Raw genomic sequence first — 17,799 nt, 5'->3', positions numbered from 1 at the left:
GGGCAAGATGCCCACCCCACAAGATTGGATAATTTATTTCTTGGTAATCCCTAATACTAATGTGAGTTCTATTCTTTCTAATAACGATCGCTCTTTTAAAAAACCCCAGAATATAAAAATGGCGATCGCTCAAATCTCATCTCAGTCAAACACAGTTACAATAAGGTAGTAAATATGGGAGTAAATACCAATTATGCTTAGTGGAATTAAACAAAAAGCAGTTGTTGGAAAAGATGGCAAGATTGAACTCTCAGCAACCGAACTACCAGAAGGAACAGTTGTAGAAGTCATTGTGCTAGTCGAAGCAACAACTGAAGAGGATGAAACTACTTATCTTTTGAAATCAGAGACTAATAAAAAACATCTGCTCAAAGCTTTGGAAAATGTAGAAAAAGGAAATCTAATTTATGTAGACTTAGATGAATATGAAAAAAGTTACCTTTGAACCAGAAGCTTTTGAACAATTAGGTCAGTGGGCAACAGAAGACAAAAAAAATCTTCAAAAAAATATTGGAACTGATTAGAGATATACAAAGAGATCCTTTTGCAGGGGTAGGGAAGCCAGAGCCATTAAAATATGAATTACAAGGTTACTGGTCAAGGCGAATCACAGATGAACATAGATTAGTTTACAAAATGGAAGAAGATTTGTTGATTATTTTGAGTTGTAAATATCATTATGAACAATGCGGTTTTGATCGCGCCAACCTACATAAACTAATTGATAATGATCGTGTTCTGGATCAAAAATTGTTTGTGCTTGTATGCGATTATCCCAAAGAGTACTAGCATGTTGTTGAAGCAAATTCTTAATATATTGTCGATATTCGTCTAGCTTTGCCATTGTTCGATCGCCTCGTGTTCAATATTATAAATTAGTAAACAGAGTTGATTACTTTTAATAACAATTTGAATTGAAACGCAGAGGGGCGTAGAGGTAAGCGCAAAGTAGCGCGGAGGTTTTAGAGAATTTGTGATAAAAATTTGCGTGTTCTTTCTTCTTTAGGGTTGCTGAAAAATGTCTCAGGGGTAGCTGACTCGACGAGGGTACCGCTATCCATGAGAATAACTCGGTCGGCGACTTCGCGGGCAAATCCAACTTCGTGGGTGACGACTACCATTGTCATTCCATCACGGGCGAGATTTCGCATTACATCCAATACTTCCCGTACCATTTCTGGATCTAAGGCTGAGGTGGGTTCATCAAACAACATGATTTTAGGTTGCATGGCTAAAGCACGTGCGATCGCCACCCGTTGCTGTTGTCCACCAGATAACTGTCCTGGATATTTGTGTGCTTGTTCTAAAATGCCTACTCTTTCTAATAGTTTCATTGCCGATTCTTGAGCTTGTATTTTTGGCGATCGCCGTACCCAAACTGGTGCTAAAGTAATATTTTGCAGCACGGTCAAATGGGGAAATAAATTAAACTGTTGAAATACCATTCCCACTTCTCGACGAATTACTTCAATATTTCGCAAGTCATGACCAAGAGTAATCCCATCAATTTCAATTCTTCCTTGTTGGTATTCTTCTAACGCATTGAACGTGCGAATAAAAGTAGATTTACCTGAACCAGAAGGTCCCATCAAAACCACAACTTCTTTGCGATTTACTGTCAAACTCACACCTTGAAGAACGTGGAATTTGCCATACCACTTGTGAACATTTTCAGCAATAATTATCGGTTTTTGTTCTGTTGTCACAGATATGCACCTCCGAATTTTTTAGTAAGCTTGCTTTGTTGGATTTTAGCAGCTTAGCGGATTTACAAGCTTGGTTAGATGCCAATACAGTTCGGTTAAGGTTTTTTGATCAAAATTCTACATGACAAAGACGCGATAAATCGCCGTCTCTTGCTTAACCGAACAGTATTGGGTTAGATGCACAATGAGGAAGAATCCACAATTAAGAATCCAGGAATCAGAATCAAGAGTTATAACTTACGCAAAACTACACTCTGTAGGGGCAATTCATGAATTGCCCCTAGCCGAAAATCAGGGTTTCGGCTATTGCTTGCCTAAGTCCTAATACCATTTCACTAAAACCCTGATACATATAGATTTCGCGTAGGGGCACGGCAATGCCGTGCCCCTACCAACGTATTGGTATCATAATTAAAGTGAAACGGTATAAGAGTGTAAGGGATTGGAAATATTCAAAATTTACTGTGGTGTTTCACCGTTTATTTATTCGCCACTGGACTCCAATGACTCCAATTCCCTTTTCTGAATTCTTTTTCAAAATCTCCTAACTACTGACTTAACTGTTTTTCTAAACGCCGAGAAGCCAGCGACATTGAGTAACAAAATATCCAGTAAATAAATCCAATAAATAGATAAACTTCTGCATAGCGACCAAGAAATTCTGGCTGTGCCAAGATAGAACGGGCAATACCTGTGAGTTCTACTAATCCGAGCAAAGATAAGAGTGAAGTGTCTTTAAATAAGCCGATAAATTGACCAACAATCGCAGGAATAACGGCACGTAAAGCTTGAGGCAGGACAATTAATAAAACCACGAAAGCTGTATTTAATCCTAATGCTTTCGCAGCTTCAATTTGTCCCCGTGGAATTGATTGAAGTCCACCTCGTACATTTTCTGCCATGTAAGCAGCACTAAATAAAACCAATCCAGCAATTCCTCGTAATACCCGATCTAGCCGCACATCTGCTGGCAAAAATAAGGGAAGCATTACTTGAGCAAGGAACAAAATCCCAATGAAGGGGACTCCTCTAATGATTTCAATGTAGAGGATAGAAAACCAACGCACTACGGGTAAATTACTTGTCCGCCCTAAAGCCAGTAAAACCCCAATGGGAAAGGAAAGCACAATACTAACTGCTGCCATTAGTAGGGTAAGTAGTAAACCATTCCACAAGTTTGTGGGTACAGATTGCAATCCAAATCCACCGCCAATTAACCACAAAATGACGGGAAAAGATAATAACCATAATAGGGAAAGCCAAGGAGTTAATACTTCAGCAAAGTTCCTTCCAACTCCAAAACCTGCAAATATTAAAACTGCAATTAATAGTAACTGTAAGCGGTATATCAAATCCAGTGGTAAAATAATCAATAAAACACCGACTATAAACGCAAAAACAGCAATTCCACGTCTTGTTAATTGTTGCTTGCTAAAGAAAACACCCCCAGTTATAGCCCCTAAAATTGCAGCGATCGCCAGCACAATCCAAGGTCGCCAATATAGCGTTTGGGGAAACCTTCCAACTAAAAATAAACGTAAATTAACCTGAATTATTGCCCATTGTGCTTGAGTCGTTGCCCAAGTTACTATTCCTCGTGCTACCCAAAACAACAACACCAAACACACAACAGTTAACAAGCTGTTGTACCAAGTACTGAATAGGTTTTTATGCAACCACAACAATTTTGGATTTTGGATTTTGGATTTTGGATTGCTTGTCATTTAATTATTTATTCTCCCCATACCTTTGCTAGACTAATTTAAAAAATAATTCCGACAAAGGGAAAGCAAAAAGCAATTAATACTAAATCTTCCCCAATCTAAAATCTAAAATTTAAAATCTCAAATTGTATTATCTCTCTTTAATTTGCACGGCGCGATTAAACAAATTCATAACTAGAGAGATACTCAAACTGAGGATGAGATAGGTGAGCATAATCAGTAATATTACTTCTACAGCTCTCCCTGTTTGGTTAAAAGTGGTGGAGGCGACAAAATAAATATCAGGGTAGCCGATGGCGATCGCTAAGCTGGAATTTTTTGTCAAATTGAGATATTGACTCGTCAACGGTGGAATAATTACCCGCAAAGCTTGGGGAAAAATCACCAGGCGCATCACCAACCCTGGTTTTAATCCTAGCGATCGCCCTGCTTCCCATTGTCCCTGAGGTACTGATTGAATTCCACCCCGGACAATTTCCGCAATAAACGCACCTGTGTAAAAAGTTAATCCCAACAATAAAGCTGAAAATTCTGGTGATACAGTAAACCAAGGAAGTTCTAAGCCACTTTGACTCAGGCCAATAAAACCCCAAAGTGATATTTTATTTTCTGTTTTCGGAAAACTGAGGAAAACAGCAAAGTACCAAAATAACAATTGCAGCAGCAAGGGCGTATTACGGAAAATCTCCACATAAATCATAGTGATATTCCGCACCAACCAGTTGTCAGAAAGTCGCGCAATTCCAGCGGTGATACCCACAATTGTGGTGAGAAAAATTCCTGCGATCGCCACCCGCAAAGAATTAATTAACCCCACCCATAACGCACGGCTGTAGGTATCAGTTGGCTTGTAGCTAATTGGCTTTTCACCAATTTCAAAAGAAGCTTGTTGGTTGAGAAAATCAAATCCAAACTGAATGCCCAATTGCTGCAAGTTGCGATTAAGATTTACCCACAGTATTACTACTACAATTACTGTTAAAAATACTGCAACAAATTGCAAGCCAATACGCCAAAAACGATTATCACGCCATATAGGCGGTTTTGAATTTGTCATTGGTTATTTCTCCCTTATCTCCCTCATCTCCCCCATCTCCCCCATCTCCCTCATCTCCCCACTCCCCATCTCCCCACTTCTACCGAAACGGCGGAGAATAAAGCAGTCCACCTTTATTCCAGAGTTGATTTTGACCGCGAGCTAGATTAAGTTTTGTTTTGGGACCGAGATTGCGATCGTAAATCTCACCATAGTTGCCGACATGCTTAATTACTCGTGCTGCAAAGTCGTTTGTTAAGCCAAGTCCTTCACCAAGGTTGCCTTCTGTTCCTAAAAAGCGCTTAATCTCTGGGTCGTTACTAGCGGCGAACTGACCTACATTTTGGGAAGTAATGCCCAATTCTTCGGCTTTTACTAGAGAATAAACCACCCACTTCAGGGCATCACCCAGCCTAGTGTCTCCTTTTGCAACTGCTGGTGCAAGGGGTTCTGAAGAAATCACTTCTTCAAGAATCACATTGTCTGGTGGGTTGGGTAGGGTTGTGCGCCGAGAAACCAATGCTGAACGATCGGTTGTGATGCCATCGCAACGTCCTTGAGCGTAGGTAGCAAAGGTAGCATTAGCGTCTTCAAAGACAACGGGTTTGTAAGTGATGCCTCTTTTTCGCATTTGATCTGCTAAGTTCTGTTCGGTAGTAGTGCCAGTTTGAACACAAATAGCTTTATCTTTCAAATCTGTGAGAGATTTAATATTGCTATTTTTACGAACCATGACGCCTTGTCCGTCGTAAAAGACCACTGGTGAAAATTCTAGACCAACTGAAGTATCACGACTCAAAGTCCAGGTAGTGTTACGGCTGAGAACGTCTATTTCCCCAGTTTGCAAGGCAGTAAACCGCTCTTTGGCATTGAGATTGCGATATTCTACTGCATCTGGTTTGTCAAACAAAGCAGCTGCGATCGCCCTGCAAATATCTACATCAATGCCGCTGTATTTCCCGTCACTTCCCACAAAGCTGAAGCCTGGAATGTCACCACTAACACCACAAATTACCTGACCACGGCTTTTAATACTATCCCAACGATTTCTAGTTGCTGCTACTGGTGGATTACCGCCTGGGCTGCTAGCTGTATTTGGTGTTTGTCCTGACCCTCCACCACAAGCAGTAATGGTAAAGATTAGGGGAGCGATCGCTACAATGAAACCTGATTTATGCATAAACTTCATAGTTATAGACAATAAAAATGTATTATTCACTACAATCGTTTGGGTAAAAACAATTTGTTGCTTGTCATATAAAACTCTACCAGCCTCCAGGCTATATTTCTTCACCATTAAAAGCGCTAGTTGAAGTTTTTACTGATTTTTTAAAAGCCTGAGATATTTTGTGGAAATTGTCTTAATTTAGCTTCAACTTTCCACTTTTATTTAAAACGCTATCAGGATACTAGTACCGCCGTGAAGTCAAAAGTCAAAAGATTGATATATCAAGGCTTGTGCCTGTTTGAAATGGTAAGTTTATTTACGCAGCGTTGTACTAGATAGCAATCTGTCGATCAAATCTGGAAGATAATATTAAAATTCTAGCGATACCAATTCTATATTTTTTACTACCTAAGAGTTGGTAACAACCAATTATTGCATCTTTAATAACGAACAAAAGAGCTTCATCAAATACTATTCACAGCCCAGGATCAAAATCTGTTTTTCTATCCCCAATGCCCCATTGCTCATACCCCATTCATCCATAAGTAGCCACACTAACTCAAACAACTACCACTCGCAGGTTAAACTAGGTCTGGTAACAGCTGCTCCACCATTCCTTATGAGGCTTTTATGGGAGCTAACCTCAAACAGATTGCCAAGTACTTAGATAACCTTGGTTGGGACTACCGTTTTGATGATGAAGAAGACCGTATTATAACAGGTGTGGAAGCTGATAACTTAGAAGATTTTCTCATAGTTGTTCAGTTGGATGAAGAGGGAAAATTTTTCCGAGTATTTGCCCCTCAAGTTCTGGCAGGAATTCAAGAGCATCCTCACAAGGCAGCTATCCTACAGACAATGCTTGCCATTTCCTGGGAAACCAAAATGTTGCAATGGGAGTATGATCCATCCGATGGCGAAATCCGAGCCATCATCGAGTTCCCCCTGGAAGACTCAATTCTCACAGAAAGGCAATTTCACCGTTGTCTGAGTGGATTAATTCAGATTGTAGATGGCATAGCTATCCCTCGCCTGAAAGAAGTTATGGCAACAGGCCTCGATCCAGGAAATATAGAACTTGGAGAAAGACTATTACTCAGTATCCAAGAAGAAGCTCCAGGATTGCTAGATTTACTAGAAAAGGCAATGGAAGCACGAAAAAAACGAGGAAGTTTTCCCAATGAGTGAGACGGATCATCACTGAAATAGCTATACTCCAAAGTGATACCCTCACTATATACTGAAATTTTCTGGGGCTGGATATTATGACATCCTATGCAACCTCCTCTGCTAAAGCGGAAATGAGTGAACTCCGGCGGTTGAAAGGCTTACTACCGCCAGAATTGCAGAGCTGGGTCACGGTAGAAGGCACAACTGAGGTCAATCCACCCCTGATCCGCTGCGAAGAAATTGGTAAAGACCAAGTAGAAATTCAAATTGACTTGGTGAAATGGGATGCCCTCGCAATGGATCAGCGTAATCTGCTGTTCTGGCATGAAGTTGCTCGCGTTCAAAATGACACAATTCCCAAAGATGGTTGGGAAATGGCAGCACTAGCCATCGGTTTAGGTGGTGCTGTCGGTGAATTATGGGTACAAGATGGATTACTTTTGGTGTTAGCTTTGGCGCTGTGTGGCGTGTCAGGCTGGCGATTATATCAAAAGAATAATGGGGAGAAGCAACTAAGAGAACAGCTCAATGCTGATGAAAAAGCGATCGCCTTGGCAACTCGTTTTGGCTATACCCTCCCCAACGCCTACAAGAGTCTTGGTAGCGCCTTAAAAACCCTGATTGACAATACTCCTAGCAAGCGTCAACGGTCGAAATACGAAGCAAGGCTCTCTGCCCTCAAACGCAGCGCTAATAAAGCAAAAGCTAAATCTAAAACGATGGATGAAGGCGCAGTGTAGGAAGCAGAAAGTAGGTTGGGTGGGCGATACCCACCCCTAAAATATCTCAATAATTGACCGTGGTAACTTCAGATTCTTGCAAGGTGCTTTTCGATAGCTCGCAACTTTATCGAGCAACAAAAGCTTAATAAAAATTTATATATTGATTTCATTAACAAAATTTAATATAAATTTATATTTTCCTTAACGATATCTTTAGTAAGACTTACCTTTTATATAGCCAAATATAAACAGGCTATTTTACAGTTGGTTAAGCATTTTATGTGTCTGGGGTATTACCCGCACTTGCTTAAGAGACTGTTTCATCAAGGCTTGCCACATCAAAACTCTATCGGGCGCAGGGGCAAGCGCAGGTATTGGAGAAAATTGTTCAGACTCTATCAAAGGCGTAACAGGCTGTAAAAATACTGGTATATCTGGACTCACATCTGCCACTAGCAGAGCTGAACGTTCCAACTCAGCAGGATCTGTGTTTTGAGACACAATTATCTTGACAAAAACATTTAAATATGATTCATGACATAATTGGAGAAATTTAGCATGTTCTTGCCAATGACTTTCACCGCTGACACTGGGCAACTTGAAATCCATCCCCACGGAGTCTAAGTAGGGGAGAATCATCGCCAGTTGTTCTGGGCGGTGTCCGCCAGTTTCTAAGTATATAGGTAGACCAGTTATGGCTCGCACTTCGGGTAGAAACTGCGTTAAAAATTGGGCATGAAGAAGTGGTTCGCCCCCCGTTAAGCTAATGCTATCGTGTAGAGAAGGTAGATTTTGTCTTTGAACCCATTCTACTAATATGGGTAATGGGACGGGATTAGAGTAAATTTCAAAGTCGCGTAATCCAGGCGATCGCTCTATCCGACAATTAAGAGGTGCATTCCAAGTGTGGGCGCTATCACAAAAATGACAGCGCAAATCACACAAAGCAAAACGAATAAAAATCTGACGTGTTCCGACATTGAGTCCTTCGCCTTGAATGGCAGAGAAGACCTCAACTAGGCGTGCGGTAGATGTAACCGTAGTTTTAGCAATCATTTGATCAGAGTAACGCGATCGCGTTGCGTCGGCACAACAGCAAGAATATTTTTTAGCTTCTTGTTCTATTGTGAATCGTCGCTAGCGATTTCCAATCTGAGAAACAGCAAATAATAATTAGTCCTAATTACACTTAAGTAATTTTCAAAGGACAGAATAATGTTTGGCAGATCACATTATACATGGCAACGAAAGTGCAGAGCTTCATGACTAGCCAACCGACAGAGGTCGATTTTCCAGTTCATTCCCTAAACGACACGGTTATAGTGCAGGTGCCGACACGGTTGAGCGTGCTGGAGGCTTTGGCCTTTAAGCAAACCTGCCAAAACTTAATCCAACCGAATTCATATCCCAAGCAAATCATCATTGACTTTGAGCAAACTACTTTTATGGATAGTAGTGGTTTGGGTGCCTTGGTCAGTAATTTTAAATACGCTCAGGCTAAAGGTATTGGATTCAGACTGCGGAATGTAACACCCCAAGTGATGGCAGTTTTAAAACTCACGGGATTGGATCAAGTTTTCCCCCTAGAGTCTGTAGACAATGAGTCGCCAATAGAACAACAAGATTTAAAAGATAGCCGGAGGACAGTTTCCCGTCAAGTAGAGCAGTTGCCCACGACTCATCCTTCTGTAGCATCTTGGATGAAACGATTCTTAGATATTATCGGGTCAGTGGTTGGGTTATTAATTACAGGAATTTTGTCGATTCCCATTGCGATCGCTATTCAAATTAACGATCCCGGGCCGATTTTATTTAGTCAAACCCGCTGTGGTTGGATGGGAAAACGGTTTAAAATTTGGAAATTCCGCTCAATGTGTGTGGATGCAGAAGCAAAGAAATCCCAAGTCAAAAACCAAGTGCAAGGTGCCTTTTTCAAGAATGAAAATGACCCCAGAATTACCAAGGTAGGGCGTTTTTTACGGCGAACTAGTCTTGACGAACTACCCCAATTTTGGAACGTCCTCAAAGGAGAAATGAGTTTAGTTGGTACTAGGCCACCCACACCCGATGAAGTGGAACGCTATGAAGTACCAGAGTGGCAACGTTTAGATGTCAAACCCGGTATGACTGGCGAATGGCAAGTAAATGGCCGCTCTACAGTCCGTAGTTTTGAAGATGTAATTCGCCTAGATTTGCAGTATCAAAAAAATTGGAGTTTGGTTTACGATTTAAAGCTAATTTTCAAAACTATAGCGATTCTGTTTAATAGAAACAGTGGTGCTGTTTAGCTAACTATCCTTATTCACAATTTTTTGCTAACTTGCAATTCTCACGATCATTACTCGACACACCCAAGCTCATAATGGGCTTGGGTAAATTTTTAGTTAATTTTACATTTTATACAAATCGCGTGATTGACCAAGCCCCGTTGGGGCGGGAGTAGGGAGTCGGGAGTAGGGAAAAAAATAGCGACCACAACCACTGGGATACAAGCCCCGTCTTTTTAAGACGATTGCATTGGTCGGGGTCTCAAGCCCCGTTCAATGCTGTCTTCCCCACTCCCTACTCCCCACTCCCTACTCCCTTCTTGTTGACCGATCGCAAATCAGATAGAATTGCTATATTATCGCCGATATTCATCCCCACAATCGCCGATTAGCTGATACAAATCCCGTGATTGGCGAGAGACAGCATTGATGCGATCGCCATCGTCACCATCTAAGCTAAAATTAAAGACTTTGGCGTTATCTTCTATATGTTCAGACACACCAAGTCTGGCACCAACTATTACACCTCCCACAGTTGGGCGGTCTAAAATGTAACGTACTGCCACGTTGGCAATGCTTACCCCATGCTTATTTGCAATTTCCTTGAGGATAGCAAGCAATTCTTGAAATAATTGCCAACCACCCCAAGCATCGATCATATTTTTGTATTTTTTCAAGCTAGCAGTAGCTAAATCAAATCCTCGTGGTTCTGGTTTCCCCAAGTAGTTTTCTGATAACAAACCACCGCAAACTGTACCGTAAGTAAAAAGTTTGATATCATGCTGTTGACAAAATTCAATCATTTTCACTTCGGGACGGCGATCGACCAGTGAAAATTGTACTTGGTTAGAAACAATTTTAATGCCTGCTTCGGTAATAATTTTTAAGTGTTCCGTGTCAAAATTAGTCAAAGCTAAATGCTTAATTTTGCCCTCTGTTTGCAGTTCTGCCATATATTTGAGGGCATCTAGATAATTTTGATCTCGATATTCCCACCAATGGAATTGCATCAAATCTAATGATTGCACATTCATCCTTCTTAGGGAAATATCAATATTTTCCTCGACGAATTTTTTGGTCATTTTTCCAGGACGAGGTACCCATTTTGTAAAGGCTTGTACTTGGGATAAAGCATCTTTGCCACGGGTATCAATTAATTGACAGCGAAACTCACCAATAAAATCTTCTGCAGGGCCGTAATGATCTGCTAAATCCCAAGTGGTAAAGCCTGCATCCAAATATTTGAACATACTATCAATGGCAGCTTGGGGATTAATGCGTCCGTGTGCGCCAGAGACTTGCCACATCCCATTTAATATGCGGGAAATGTTTAAATCAGGAGTGAATTGGAGACGACTAGCTGCGGGTAAGTTCATTTTCAAGTTAGGAGTGATAAGTTATTTTAACGCCAGCCTTTTTCAGCTTCTTCAATAACATAAGCAGCAACATCTTGAATTTGCTGTTCGCTGAGGCGGTCTTTGTAGGCTGACATATTACTTTTACCATTGGTAACTATCGATATAACTGCCTCTATTGAATCCATACCATATTTCTTGAGCGCTTGCTTTTTTAGGTTTTTACCCCGCCTAACTATGTTACCACCATTAATATGACAACCAGCACAATGAACGCTGAATATTTGTTCACCATTAACTGTGTCTGCTGCATTAGCTGGTAAGGTGAAAGTACTTATTAATAATAGAAAAGTTACTAATACCAACGTTAGGATTTTTTTCACTCAACTTCTCCGGATTTTCAAATACTGGTTACAAAAATGAGTGTCATCACAAATGCAGTCAATTTAAATGCATACACAAACTAAGTCTCAAAGCTAGAGATAAAATTTGTTTTGCTTCTGAATTCTGTTATGTTACAGAGATTCAAAATCAGATGTAAATCCAGCAAAATTTGCACAATCTTCCTGAAAAGCTTCGGCATCGCTAACATCTTCAATTTTATATGACATGATGCGGGTACCGTCGGGCATTTTTTTGGAACCGATTAATTCACCTTGATATTTTTCGGCGATCGCCTTAAATTGAGTACCATAAACCTTCCACGCATCACCAGAACAAGTAATATTCACTCGCCACATATTTGATTCTCAATTACTACCAGCAAATATTCATCATCTCACAAATAGGCAACACTTCTTTGGGTTTGTGACTTTCTATCTAAAGGAAGTGCCTAGCCAAATAAGGCTACGCCATAATGAGTATGTAGAATCATGTCTAGAAATTTTTATCCCAATTAGTAAAATCTCCAGAGTTGAAAATGCCTAACAATATCAAACAACAAATTCAAACAGACTTGCAACAAGCTAAAGAAACCGGACAATTAAGAACTGAACGGATTCGAGAAATTGTCAAATCCGCTGTTTCTCAAGTAGCCTCAGAGTTCAAACAAGGTTCTAGTGACATTCGTAACCTTGTTAAAGATGCCGTGTCTGCTGTCATTGAAAACTTCCAAGAAAAAGGGAGCGAACTCAAAGATGAAGTGACAGCTTCCATTGAAGGAGCCTTGGAAGGAATTAATAGTAAAAGACACGAATCTATTGTTAAAACCCAGGCAGATATCAAGCGTCTACAGGCTCAATTGGATGGCGAAGAAGAACAACTCCAGCAAGAAGTTGATGTAATTTTGGCAGAGATTGAAGAAACTGGTAAGGAAAAACCTGCTAGTACTAAAACTGCAATTGATTCTGCTGTTAATGCCATTAAAGATAGTGAAGAAGTGGCATTGTTAAAGAAACGTTATGCACAACTACAAGCACAGCTAGCCATTGTTCGAGCTAATATGGCTGCACGCTATGGTGGGCGTTCTATGGAGGTTCAAGATTATCTAGATGAGGCCAAACACTGGTATAATCAAGCTCGTCCTCAAGCAGAATCTCTTGCTGTACAGGTAGAACAAAAGCGATCGCAGTTAGAAGATAAACTAGGTGAAGCAGGTACATCTTTAGCCAGAAAAGAGTATCAGATCAAACAAACCTTGAGAGAGTTACTGTTAACTGCGGCTGACTTGTTCAAAGATAAGGAACCTGCTGATAAAGAGCGGGAAACTATTCATAAATAGATAGATATAGTATTTATCTATTAACTCATTGTTGGTAGGGTGCGTTAGCCTTTTAACGCACCTCTTAATTTAGGCAATCGACCACGCTGTAGGGGCACAGCATTGCTGTGCCCCTACAAAATAAATATGTGGTTCAAATGCATGGAAACTACTATAAATTCTTGTATTTTTGACACTCATAGAGATTGCTTTACCAACATATTTGTATCATTATTGAAAGGAAATGGTGCCTTAGGCTTTAGCCTAACGCACCCTACTTCAGATTGCCTAAAATTAATCTCGCGTATTAGTTAGTAAATACGTCCTTCTCGACTAAGTTGTTCGTCATACTTGGCAATAACCCAAATTGCATGAATACTACCGGGAAGCCAACCGAGAAGTGTGAGCAAAATGTTAATAATCAATGTTGGACCAACTCCAACTGTCAAGAAAACGCCTAAAGGAGGCACTAACAAACCTAGAAGATAACGAACTAATTTCATGATGTTGTTACAAGTGTGTGAATTTGTTTACTTACATTCTCTGGAAGATACTGCATTAAGAAATCCATCTAATGAGTTATCTTAATTGGGAGATTTGGTTTGGAGTAGAGATGTGAGGACATTAGCATTTCTACTCCGGCTGATACTTATCTAGAGGGTAATTCACCTTGGTTCTTGACACTTCCACTGCTGGTTAAAAGGTTTCTTTCAACAAAGTAGTTGTTAATCAAGGTGTTAGCAAAAGATAAAATCACAGGACCGAGAATAAAACCGATAAGTCCGTGAACTGAGAACCCAGGAACTAGCGCCGCTGCTAACCAGAAGCAAAAACCGTTGATGATGAGGGAAAATGCTCCAAATGTTAAAAAGTTGAGTGGTAGGGAAAGTGTAGAAAGAATCGGCTTAAGTGAACCGTTAATTAAACCAATTACGAAAGCGGCAATTAAAGCTGCGGGAAAATTAGCAATATCAACATCTGGAACAATTAAATCAACAATTAACAAACTTAAAGCTGTAGCTAGGGCAGTTAAAAATGGTGTCAACATTGTTTTTACCTAATAAAGATTTTTTCTTTGAAACTTCTTATTTCATCTTCAACTAGGTGCTAGATTTTAACCTCTCTTGAAAGATAGAATTTACTTCTATCGTTAGGTCGAATCTTCTTACTATATATGTAACAGGTAGGGACGCACAGCTGTGCGTCCCTACAGTGTAATGTTTTTCGAGTAGTGTTACATTTATTGAACACACCTGAAAAATTTAAGATTTATTTAATATCACAAGGTAACAATCACTCAGATTTTTCCGACTCAGGCTTATAGTAAAGGGCTGATTTATATAAGACTTGTTCTTGATGGGTTTCTAAAATACAATCAGACAAGGGATAAGTTACACAAGTCACTACATAACCAGCCTGTATTTCACTGGAACGAAGAAATTTTTGCTCACTTTGATCTATTTCACCGCTGACAAGTTTAGCGATACAGGCAGAACATTCGCCTTGTTTGCACCCAGATGGGAGGCGGATATGAGCATCTTCAGCCATATCCAGAATATATTGATCGTCTGGTACTTGAATGGTGCAATCTAATCCCAGACTAGCATTGATGAGTCGCACTTGATAAACTGCCATCTGCTATTTCTAAATTATTGCTTAACTGCTTTCATCGACAAACTAATTCGCTTTAATTTCTCGTTGACTTCTAGTACCCGGACTTTGACAACTTGTCCTACCTTGACAACTTTCTGGGGGTCGTCTACGAATCTATCAGCAAGTTGGGAGATATGCACCAAACCATCTTGATGTACGCCGATATCGACAAATGCACCGAAGTTGGCGACATTGGTAATCATTCCCTCTAGTTCCATTCCTTCCTTTAAGTCGGTAATTTCTTTGATTCCTTCTTTAAAGGTGGCATACTTAAACTCAGCACGGGGGTCTCTACCTGGTTTTTCCAGTTCGCTGAGGATATCCCGCAGTGTTGGTTCGCCGACGGTATCGGTTACGTATTTTTTCAGATTGGTTTTTTTGAGTTTTTCGGCAATTTGTGTCACCTGATTTAATGGCACATTTAAATCAGATGCGATCGCTTCTACTACAGAATAACTCTCTGGATGCACTGCTGTATTATCTAATGGGTTCTCACCACCGCGAATTCGCAGAAAACCCGCTGCTTGTTCAAAGGCTTTTGGTCCTAATTTGGGAACTTTCAACAGTTGGCGGCGATTTTTAAAGGCTCCGTTCTGGTTGCGATGGGCAACAATATTATTGGCGACTGTTGGGGTAATTCCAGAGACAGAAGTGAGAAGTTCTTTGGAGGCGGTGTTTAAGTCTACACCTACGTAGTTAACGCAGCTTTCTACGGTTTCATCCAATTTCTTTTTCAACAACTTCTGATCCACATCGTGCTGATATTGTCCCACACCAATGGATTTAGGATCGATTTTCACCAGTTCCGCCAAGGGGTCTTGCAAACGTCGGCCGATACTAATTGCGCCACGCACGGTAATATCTAAGTCAGGAAACTCTTCCAACGCCACTTTACTCGCAGAATATATAGATGCACCAGACTCATTCACCATCACCTTAACTGGTTTGCGTTCTATGGTTTGTAAGACTTGTGAGACAAACTCCTCTGTCTCGCGGGATGCTGTACCGTTACCAATGGCGATTAACTCAATTTTGTACTTTTCAATCAGATTTTTGATTGTTTGTGCAGCTTTGAGTCGTTGTTCAGCCGCTTGGTGGGGAAATACCGCTTGGTATTCCAAAAATTTGCCCGTTTGGTCGAGTACTACAACTTTACACCCAGTTCTAAATCCAGGGTCTATGGCTAGGGTTGGTTTCATTCCTGCTGGCGCAGATAACAGCAACTCCCGCAGATTTGCTTCAAATGTCTTGATTGATTCCATGTCTGCATAAACTTTTTTCTGGGAAATTACCTCCCCCATTAGAGAGACTTTCATTAAACGGTTGAATGCATCCTTCAACATCGCCTGATAAAAATCCCGAATTGTCCGGACTTTGGTTTTAATTTCTTGGGACTCAAGATAATAAAGCACCGTATCTTCATCGAAAGCAATTTCAAAGCTTAATACTTTCTCAGCTTCACCCCGACACAACGCCAGCATATTGTGGGGTGCAATATTTTTTACCTTTATTTGATAGTTACGGTACATCTCAAATTTGGTTGTACCTTCGGGGTAATCATCTTTGATGCGGGAGGCAAACACCCCTTCTTCTAGGAAATAATCCCGGATATGTGCGCGTAGGTGAGCTTTTTCAGCTACTTCTTCCGCTAAGATGTCAGCAGCACCTTTGAGCGCTTCTTCTGCTGTTTTTACTCCCTGAGTTTCAGAAATATACTTAGCTGCTGCTTCTTCTAAGGAAGCTACTGTAGCATTTTTGACATTTATTGACTTGATGAACTCCGCTAGGGGTTCGAGTCCTTTTTCCCTGGCGATGGTGGCGCGGGTGCGTCGCTTTGGTCGATAGGGTAAGTATAGATCCTCAAGTTCTGTTTTTTGTAAACAAGATGTGATTTTGGCTTTGAGTTCGTCTGTAAGTTTACCTTGTTCAGCGATCGCATTTAAGATGACAGATTTACGTTCTTCAAGTTCTGTTAAATAAGTATATCTATCGGCCAGATCACGAAGTTGCACTTCATTCATTTCGTTGGTGCGCTCTTTACGGTAACGTGCAATAAACGGAATCGTTGCACCCTCAGCCAAAAGTTCTAGCGCGTTTTGCACCTGATGTGGTTTGAGGTCTAATTCAGTTGCCACTAATTGAGGAATGTTCAGCATCGAGTATTTCAGGTGAAAATCCTACTTCTAAAGGTAATATGCTAGATCGTTTTCCCGACACCAGCCCAAAGTTTTAAGCTAATTTACCAGATAATTATTGCTCAGATGTCAGGTGTAATATACGAAGTTGCGTAATCTTGAGTTTCTATAAGATTTATATCGACGGAATGTTGTGGCTAAAACCTTCTTAGATGTAAAATTAACCACAATTATAAAGATGATTTCAATTTTTTTATAAACACCACAATTTTTAGTCCATAGGTGATTGGCAATGGCTTTGTTTTTCCTGATACCACTGTGTACTGCTTTAGCTACTGGCTACTTGTTTAAACAGAGTACTGACGAAATTGCATATCTTGCGGGTGTTTTTGCAGCTATTAGCTTGATTTTAAGCCTAGTATTAGCACCCTGGCAGATTCAGTTTGGATTGTTAATCATTGTCTTGACTATTACTAACAAGCTTTTGCAACAAAACGAATTTAAACAAACTCAAGTTAGACGAAAAGCACCCAGAGAAACTAAATGATCTCAACATCAGAAATTAAAGTTTTCTCAACTGAAAACTGCTGTTAATTATCACACAGCTAGTCGAAAAACGCTGTCACTAGAAAGTTTAGTACCGAAAAACTGCTTTATAAATCTACAAAATTTCAGAAATAAAAATTTATATAGAAGAGACTGTCTATTTTATGAAGTTTTTGTTTAAGTGGATTTTCGGCAAATAAATTTTTGATAAAGTACGACGATAAATTTGCAACACGCTTTTCTCGTGGTATTCTAGTAAGTAATTACATGTAGTAATAACCTTTGAGAAACAACTCTAGTTAAAACTAGATGTAATCAGCAAAAATCAACCAAGGGTAATACTTAAATAATGTAAAAGCAATTGAATTCAACTTCTGTAAGCTTTGATTATTTCAGCCGATGCTATCTTAGATTAACGCTTACTCTCATCAAATGCTCGATTTGGACATTGAGTAAATTTTCAGATAAAAGTGTAAAGCAATTAGTCTATTATCTTAAGGCTCCCTTTGAGGGTCAAGAAGGTCTTCCTAATTGCTGTGTTCCCATGTCTAAAGAGAGCTAGTACACCAATTCACCGATGTAGTTTCCAGTCTAGCTTACATGTATGTCTGTGAGTGA

The 17,799-nt window shown here is 40.1% G+C and carries 19 protein-coding genes and 1 pseudogene; 7 read left to right on the top strand and 13 right to left on the bottom strand.

Going from position 1 to position 17,799, the window contains the following annotated elements:
• The first annotated feature begins 193 nt into the window (after positions 1-193).
• Both IQ276_RS14095 and IQ276_RS14090 read left to right on the top strand, forming a co-directional pair.
• Positions 194-445, top strand: a complete 252-nt coding sequence (locus tag IQ276_RS14095) for a hypothetical protein (protein WP_193919305.1) — start codon at positions 194-196, stop codon at positions 443-445.
• Positions 426-684: pseudogene (locus IQ276_RS14090) on the top strand (Txe/YoeB family addiction module toxin); the annotation flags it as partial. The gene IQ276_RS14095 and the pseudogene IQ276_RS14090, both read left to right, overlap by 20 nt.
• On the opposite strand, the gene IQ276_RS14085 reads toward IQ276_RS14090, so the two are convergent.
• From IQ276_RS14085 to IQ276_RS14065, 5 genes are all read right to left on the bottom strand, one after another.
• A complete protein-coding gene (locus IQ276_RS14085) occupies positions 656-844 on the bottom strand; it encodes an element excision factor XisI family protein (protein WP_228043223.1) in 189 nt (62 codons plus the stop codon). The pseudogene IQ276_RS14090 and the gene IQ276_RS14085 overlap by 29 nt on opposite strands.
• A 118-nt stretch (positions 845-962) precedes the next feature.
• Entirely contained in the window at positions 963-1,706 is a 744-nt protein-coding gene (locus IQ276_RS14080; RefSeq protein WP_309245594.1) for an amino acid ABC transporter ATP-binding protein, read from the bottom strand.
• Between the two features lie 548 nt (positions 1,707-2,254).
• Positions 2,255-3,430, bottom strand: coding sequence for an amino acid ABC transporter permease (locus IQ276_RS14075; protein WP_193919306.1), 1,176 nt, complete (start codon positions 3,428-3,430; stop codon positions 2,255-2,257).
• Positions 3,431-3,560: 130 nt separating this feature from the next.
• Positions 3,561-4,487, bottom strand: a complete 927-nt coding sequence (locus IQ276_RS14070) for an amino acid ABC transporter permease (RefSeq protein ID WP_235115656.1) — start codon at positions 4,485-4,487, stop codon at positions 3,561-3,563.
• 79 nt (positions 4,488-4,566) lie between these two features.
• On the bottom strand, positions 4,567-5,646 hold the full coding sequence (locus tag IQ276_RS14065) for an amino acid ABC transporter substrate-binding protein (RefSeq protein WP_190875991.1): 1,080 nt from the start codon (positions 5,644-5,646) through the stop codon (positions 4,567-4,569).
• 618 nt (positions 5,647-6,264) lie between these two features.
• Between IQ276_RS14065 and IQ276_RS14060 the strand changes: the two genes are divergently transcribed.
• Positions 6,265-6,822, top strand: a complete 558-nt coding sequence (locus tag IQ276_RS14060; RefSeq protein ID WP_190875992.1) for a hypothetical protein — start codon at positions 6,265-6,267, stop codon at positions 6,820-6,822.
• A 77-nt stretch (positions 6,823-6,899) separates the two neighbouring features.
• Positions 6,900-7,544, top strand: coding sequence for a DUF3318 domain-containing protein (locus IQ276_RS14055; RefSeq protein WP_190875993.1), 645 nt, complete (start codon positions 6,900-6,902; stop codon positions 7,542-7,544).
• A 240-nt stretch (positions 7,545-7,784) separates the two neighbouring features.
• On the opposite strand, the gene IQ276_RS14050 is transcribed toward IQ276_RS14055, so the two are convergent.
• Positions 7,785-8,582, bottom strand: coding sequence for a 7-carboxy-7-deazaguanine synthase QueE (locus tag IQ276_RS14050; protein WP_190875994.1), 798 nt, complete (start codon positions 8,580-8,582; stop codon positions 7,785-7,787).
• 182 nt (positions 8,583-8,764) lie between these two features.
• Here IQ276_RS14050 and IQ276_RS14045 point away from each other — a divergent pair, with 182 nt between their 5' ends.
• The gene (locus tag IQ276_RS14045; protein ID WP_193913437.1) at positions 8,765-9,814 is read left to right on the top strand and encodes an anti-sigma factor antagonist; all 1,050 of its coding nucleotides are present in this window, start codon (positions 8,765-8,767) and stop codon (positions 9,812-9,814) included.
• 335 nt (positions 9,815-10,149) lie between these two features.
• Here the strand turns inward: IQ276_RS14045 and IQ276_RS14040 are convergent, their stop codons facing one another.
• The 3 genes from IQ276_RS14040 to IQ276_RS14030 all read right to left on the bottom strand — a co-directional run bounded on the left by IQ276_RS14040 (position 10,150) and on the right by IQ276_RS14030 (position 11,888).
• Positions 10,150-11,169, bottom strand: coding sequence for an aldo/keto reductase (locus IQ276_RS14040; RefSeq protein WP_190875996.1), 1,020 nt, complete (start codon positions 11,167-11,169; stop codon positions 10,150-10,152).
• Between the two features lie 26 nt (positions 11,170-11,195).
• Positions 11,196-11,531, bottom strand: a complete 336-nt coding sequence (gene petJ / locus IQ276_RS14035; RefSeq protein WP_193913435.1) for a cytochrome c6 PetJ — start codon at positions 11,529-11,531, stop codon at positions 11,196-11,198.
• Positions 11,532-11,663: 132 nt separating this feature from the next.
• Positions 11,664-11,888 carry a hypothetical protein gene (locus IQ276_RS14030; RefSeq protein ID WP_073645416.1) on the bottom strand — a complete coding sequence of 75 codons (225 nt, stop codon included), beginning with the start codon at positions 11,886-11,888 and terminating at the stop codon, positions 11,664-11,666.
• A 179-nt stretch (positions 11,889-12,067) separates the two neighbouring features.
• Between IQ276_RS14030 and IQ276_RS14025 the strand changes: the two genes are divergently transcribed.
• Positions 12,068-12,868, top strand: a complete 801-nt coding sequence (locus IQ276_RS14025) for a histidine kinase (RefSeq protein WP_190875999.1) — start codon at positions 12,068-12,070, stop codon at positions 12,866-12,868.
• Positions 12,869-13,158: 290 nt separating this feature from the next.
• Here the strand turns inward: IQ276_RS14025 and IQ276_RS14020 are convergent, their stop codons facing one another.
• The 4 genes from IQ276_RS14020 to IQ276_RS14005 form a co-directional block, all read right to left on the bottom strand.
• Complete coding sequence (locus tag IQ276_RS14020) at positions 13,159-13,350, bottom strand: YqaE/Pmp3 family membrane protein (RefSeq protein ID WP_073643542.1); 192 nt, start codon at positions 13,348-13,350, stop codon at positions 13,159-13,161.
• Positions 13,351-13,496: 146 nt separating this feature from the next.
• Positions 13,497-13,895 carry a phage holin family protein gene (locus IQ276_RS14015; RefSeq protein WP_190876000.1) on the bottom strand — a complete coding sequence of 133 codons (399 nt, stop codon included), beginning with the start codon at positions 13,893-13,895 and terminating at the stop codon, positions 13,497-13,499.
• A gap of 245 nt (positions 13,896-14,140) precedes the next feature.
• Positions 14,141-14,482 (bottom strand): 2Fe-2S iron-sulfur cluster-binding protein, encoded by a 342-nt coding sequence (locus IQ276_RS14010; RefSeq protein ID WP_193913433.1) that lies wholly within the window; start codon positions 14,480-14,482, stop codon positions 14,141-14,143.
• A 14-nt stretch (positions 14,483-14,496) separates the two neighbouring features.
• Positions 14,497-16,656 (bottom strand): Tex family protein, encoded by a 2,160-nt coding sequence (locus tag IQ276_RS14005; RefSeq protein ID WP_235115655.1) that lies wholly within the window; start codon positions 16,654-16,656, stop codon positions 14,497-14,499.
• A gap of 271 nt (positions 16,657-16,927) precedes the next feature.
• Here IQ276_RS14005 and IQ276_RS14000 point away from each other — a divergent pair, with 271 nt between their 5' ends.
• Positions 16,928-17,182: a hypothetical protein gene (locus IQ276_RS14000; protein WP_190876003.1), complete on the top strand. Its 255-nt coding sequence runs from the start codon at positions 16,928-16,930 to the stop codon at positions 17,180-17,182.
• Positions 17,183-17,799: the final 617 nt, after the last annotated feature.

Source organism: Desmonostoc muscorum LEGE 12446 (assembly GCF_015207005.2).
In the GTDB taxonomy this organism is placed as follows: Bacteria; Cyanobacteriota; Cyanobacteriia; order Cyanobacteriales; family Nostocaceae; genus Nostoc; species Nostoc muscorum.
Note: the sequence above shows the minus strand (reverse complement) of the source record. Positions and strands in the feature narration are given on the sequence as shown.

Excerpts from the sequence above, each read along its gene's own strand:
- IQ276_RS14095 (WP_193919305.1), top strand. The coding sequence starts at position 194 with ATGCTTAGTGGAATTAAACAAAAAGCAGTTGTTGGAAAAGATGGCAAG.
- IQ276_RS14085 (WP_228043223.1), bottom strand. The coding sequence starts at position 844 with ATGGCAAAGCTAGACGAATATCGACAATATATTAAGAATTTGCTTCAA.
- IQ276_RS14075 (WP_193919306.1), bottom strand. The coding sequence starts at position 3,430 with ATGACAAGCAATCCAAAATCCAAAATCCAAAATCCAAAATTGTTGTGG.
- IQ276_RS14070 (WP_235115656.1), bottom strand. The coding sequence starts at position 4,487 with ATGACAAATTCAAAACCGCCTATATGGCGTGATAATCGTTTTTGGCGT.
- IQ276_RS14065 (WP_190875991.1), bottom strand. The coding sequence starts at position 5,646 with ATGCATAAATCAGGTTTCATTGTAGCGATCGCTCCCCTAATCTTTACC.
- IQ276_RS14060 (WP_190875992.1), top strand. The coding sequence starts at position 6,265 with ATGGGAGCTAACCTCAAACAGATTGCCAAGTACTTAGATAACCTTGGT.
- IQ276_RS14055 (WP_190875993.1), top strand. The coding sequence starts at position 6,900 with ATGACATCCTATGCAACCTCCTCTGCTAAAGCGGAAATGAGTGAACTC.
- IQ276_RS14050 (WP_190875994.1), bottom strand. The coding sequence starts at position 8,582 with ATGATTGCTAAAACTACGGTTACATCTACCGCACGCCTAGTTGAGGTC.
- IQ276_RS14045 (WP_193913437.1), top strand. The coding sequence starts at position 8,765 with ATGGCAACGAAAGTGCAGAGCTTCATGACTAGCCAACCGACAGAGGTC.
- IQ276_RS14040 (WP_190875996.1), bottom strand. The coding sequence starts at position 11,169 with ATGAACTTACCCGCAGCTAGTCGTCTCCAATTCACTCCTGATTTAAAC.
- IQ276_RS14030 (WP_073645416.1), bottom strand. The coding sequence starts at position 11,888 with ATGTGGCGAGTGAATATTACTTGTTCTGGTGATGCGTGGAAGGTTTAT.
- IQ276_RS14025 (WP_190875999.1), top strand. The coding sequence starts at position 12,068 with ATGCCTAACAATATCAAACAACAAATTCAAACAGACTTGCAACAAGCT.
- IQ276_RS14020 (WP_073643542.1), bottom strand. The coding sequence starts at position 13,350 with ATGAAATTAGTTCGTTATCTTCTAGGTTTGTTAGTGCCTCCTTTAGGC.
- IQ276_RS14015 (WP_190876000.1), bottom strand. The coding sequence starts at position 13,895 with ATGTTGACACCATTTTTAACTGCCCTAGCTACAGCTTTAAGTTTGTTA.
- IQ276_RS14010 (WP_193913433.1), bottom strand. The coding sequence starts at position 14,482 with ATGGCAGTTTATCAAGTGCGACTCATCAATGCTAGTCTGGGATTAGAT.
- IQ276_RS14005 (WP_235115655.1), bottom strand. The coding sequence starts at position 16,656 with ATGCTGAACATTCCTCAATTAGTGGCAACTGAATTAGACCTCAAACCA.
- IQ276_RS14000 (WP_190876003.1), top strand. The coding sequence starts at position 16,928 with ATGGCTTTGTTTTTCCTGATACCACTGTGTACTGCTTTAGCTACTGGC.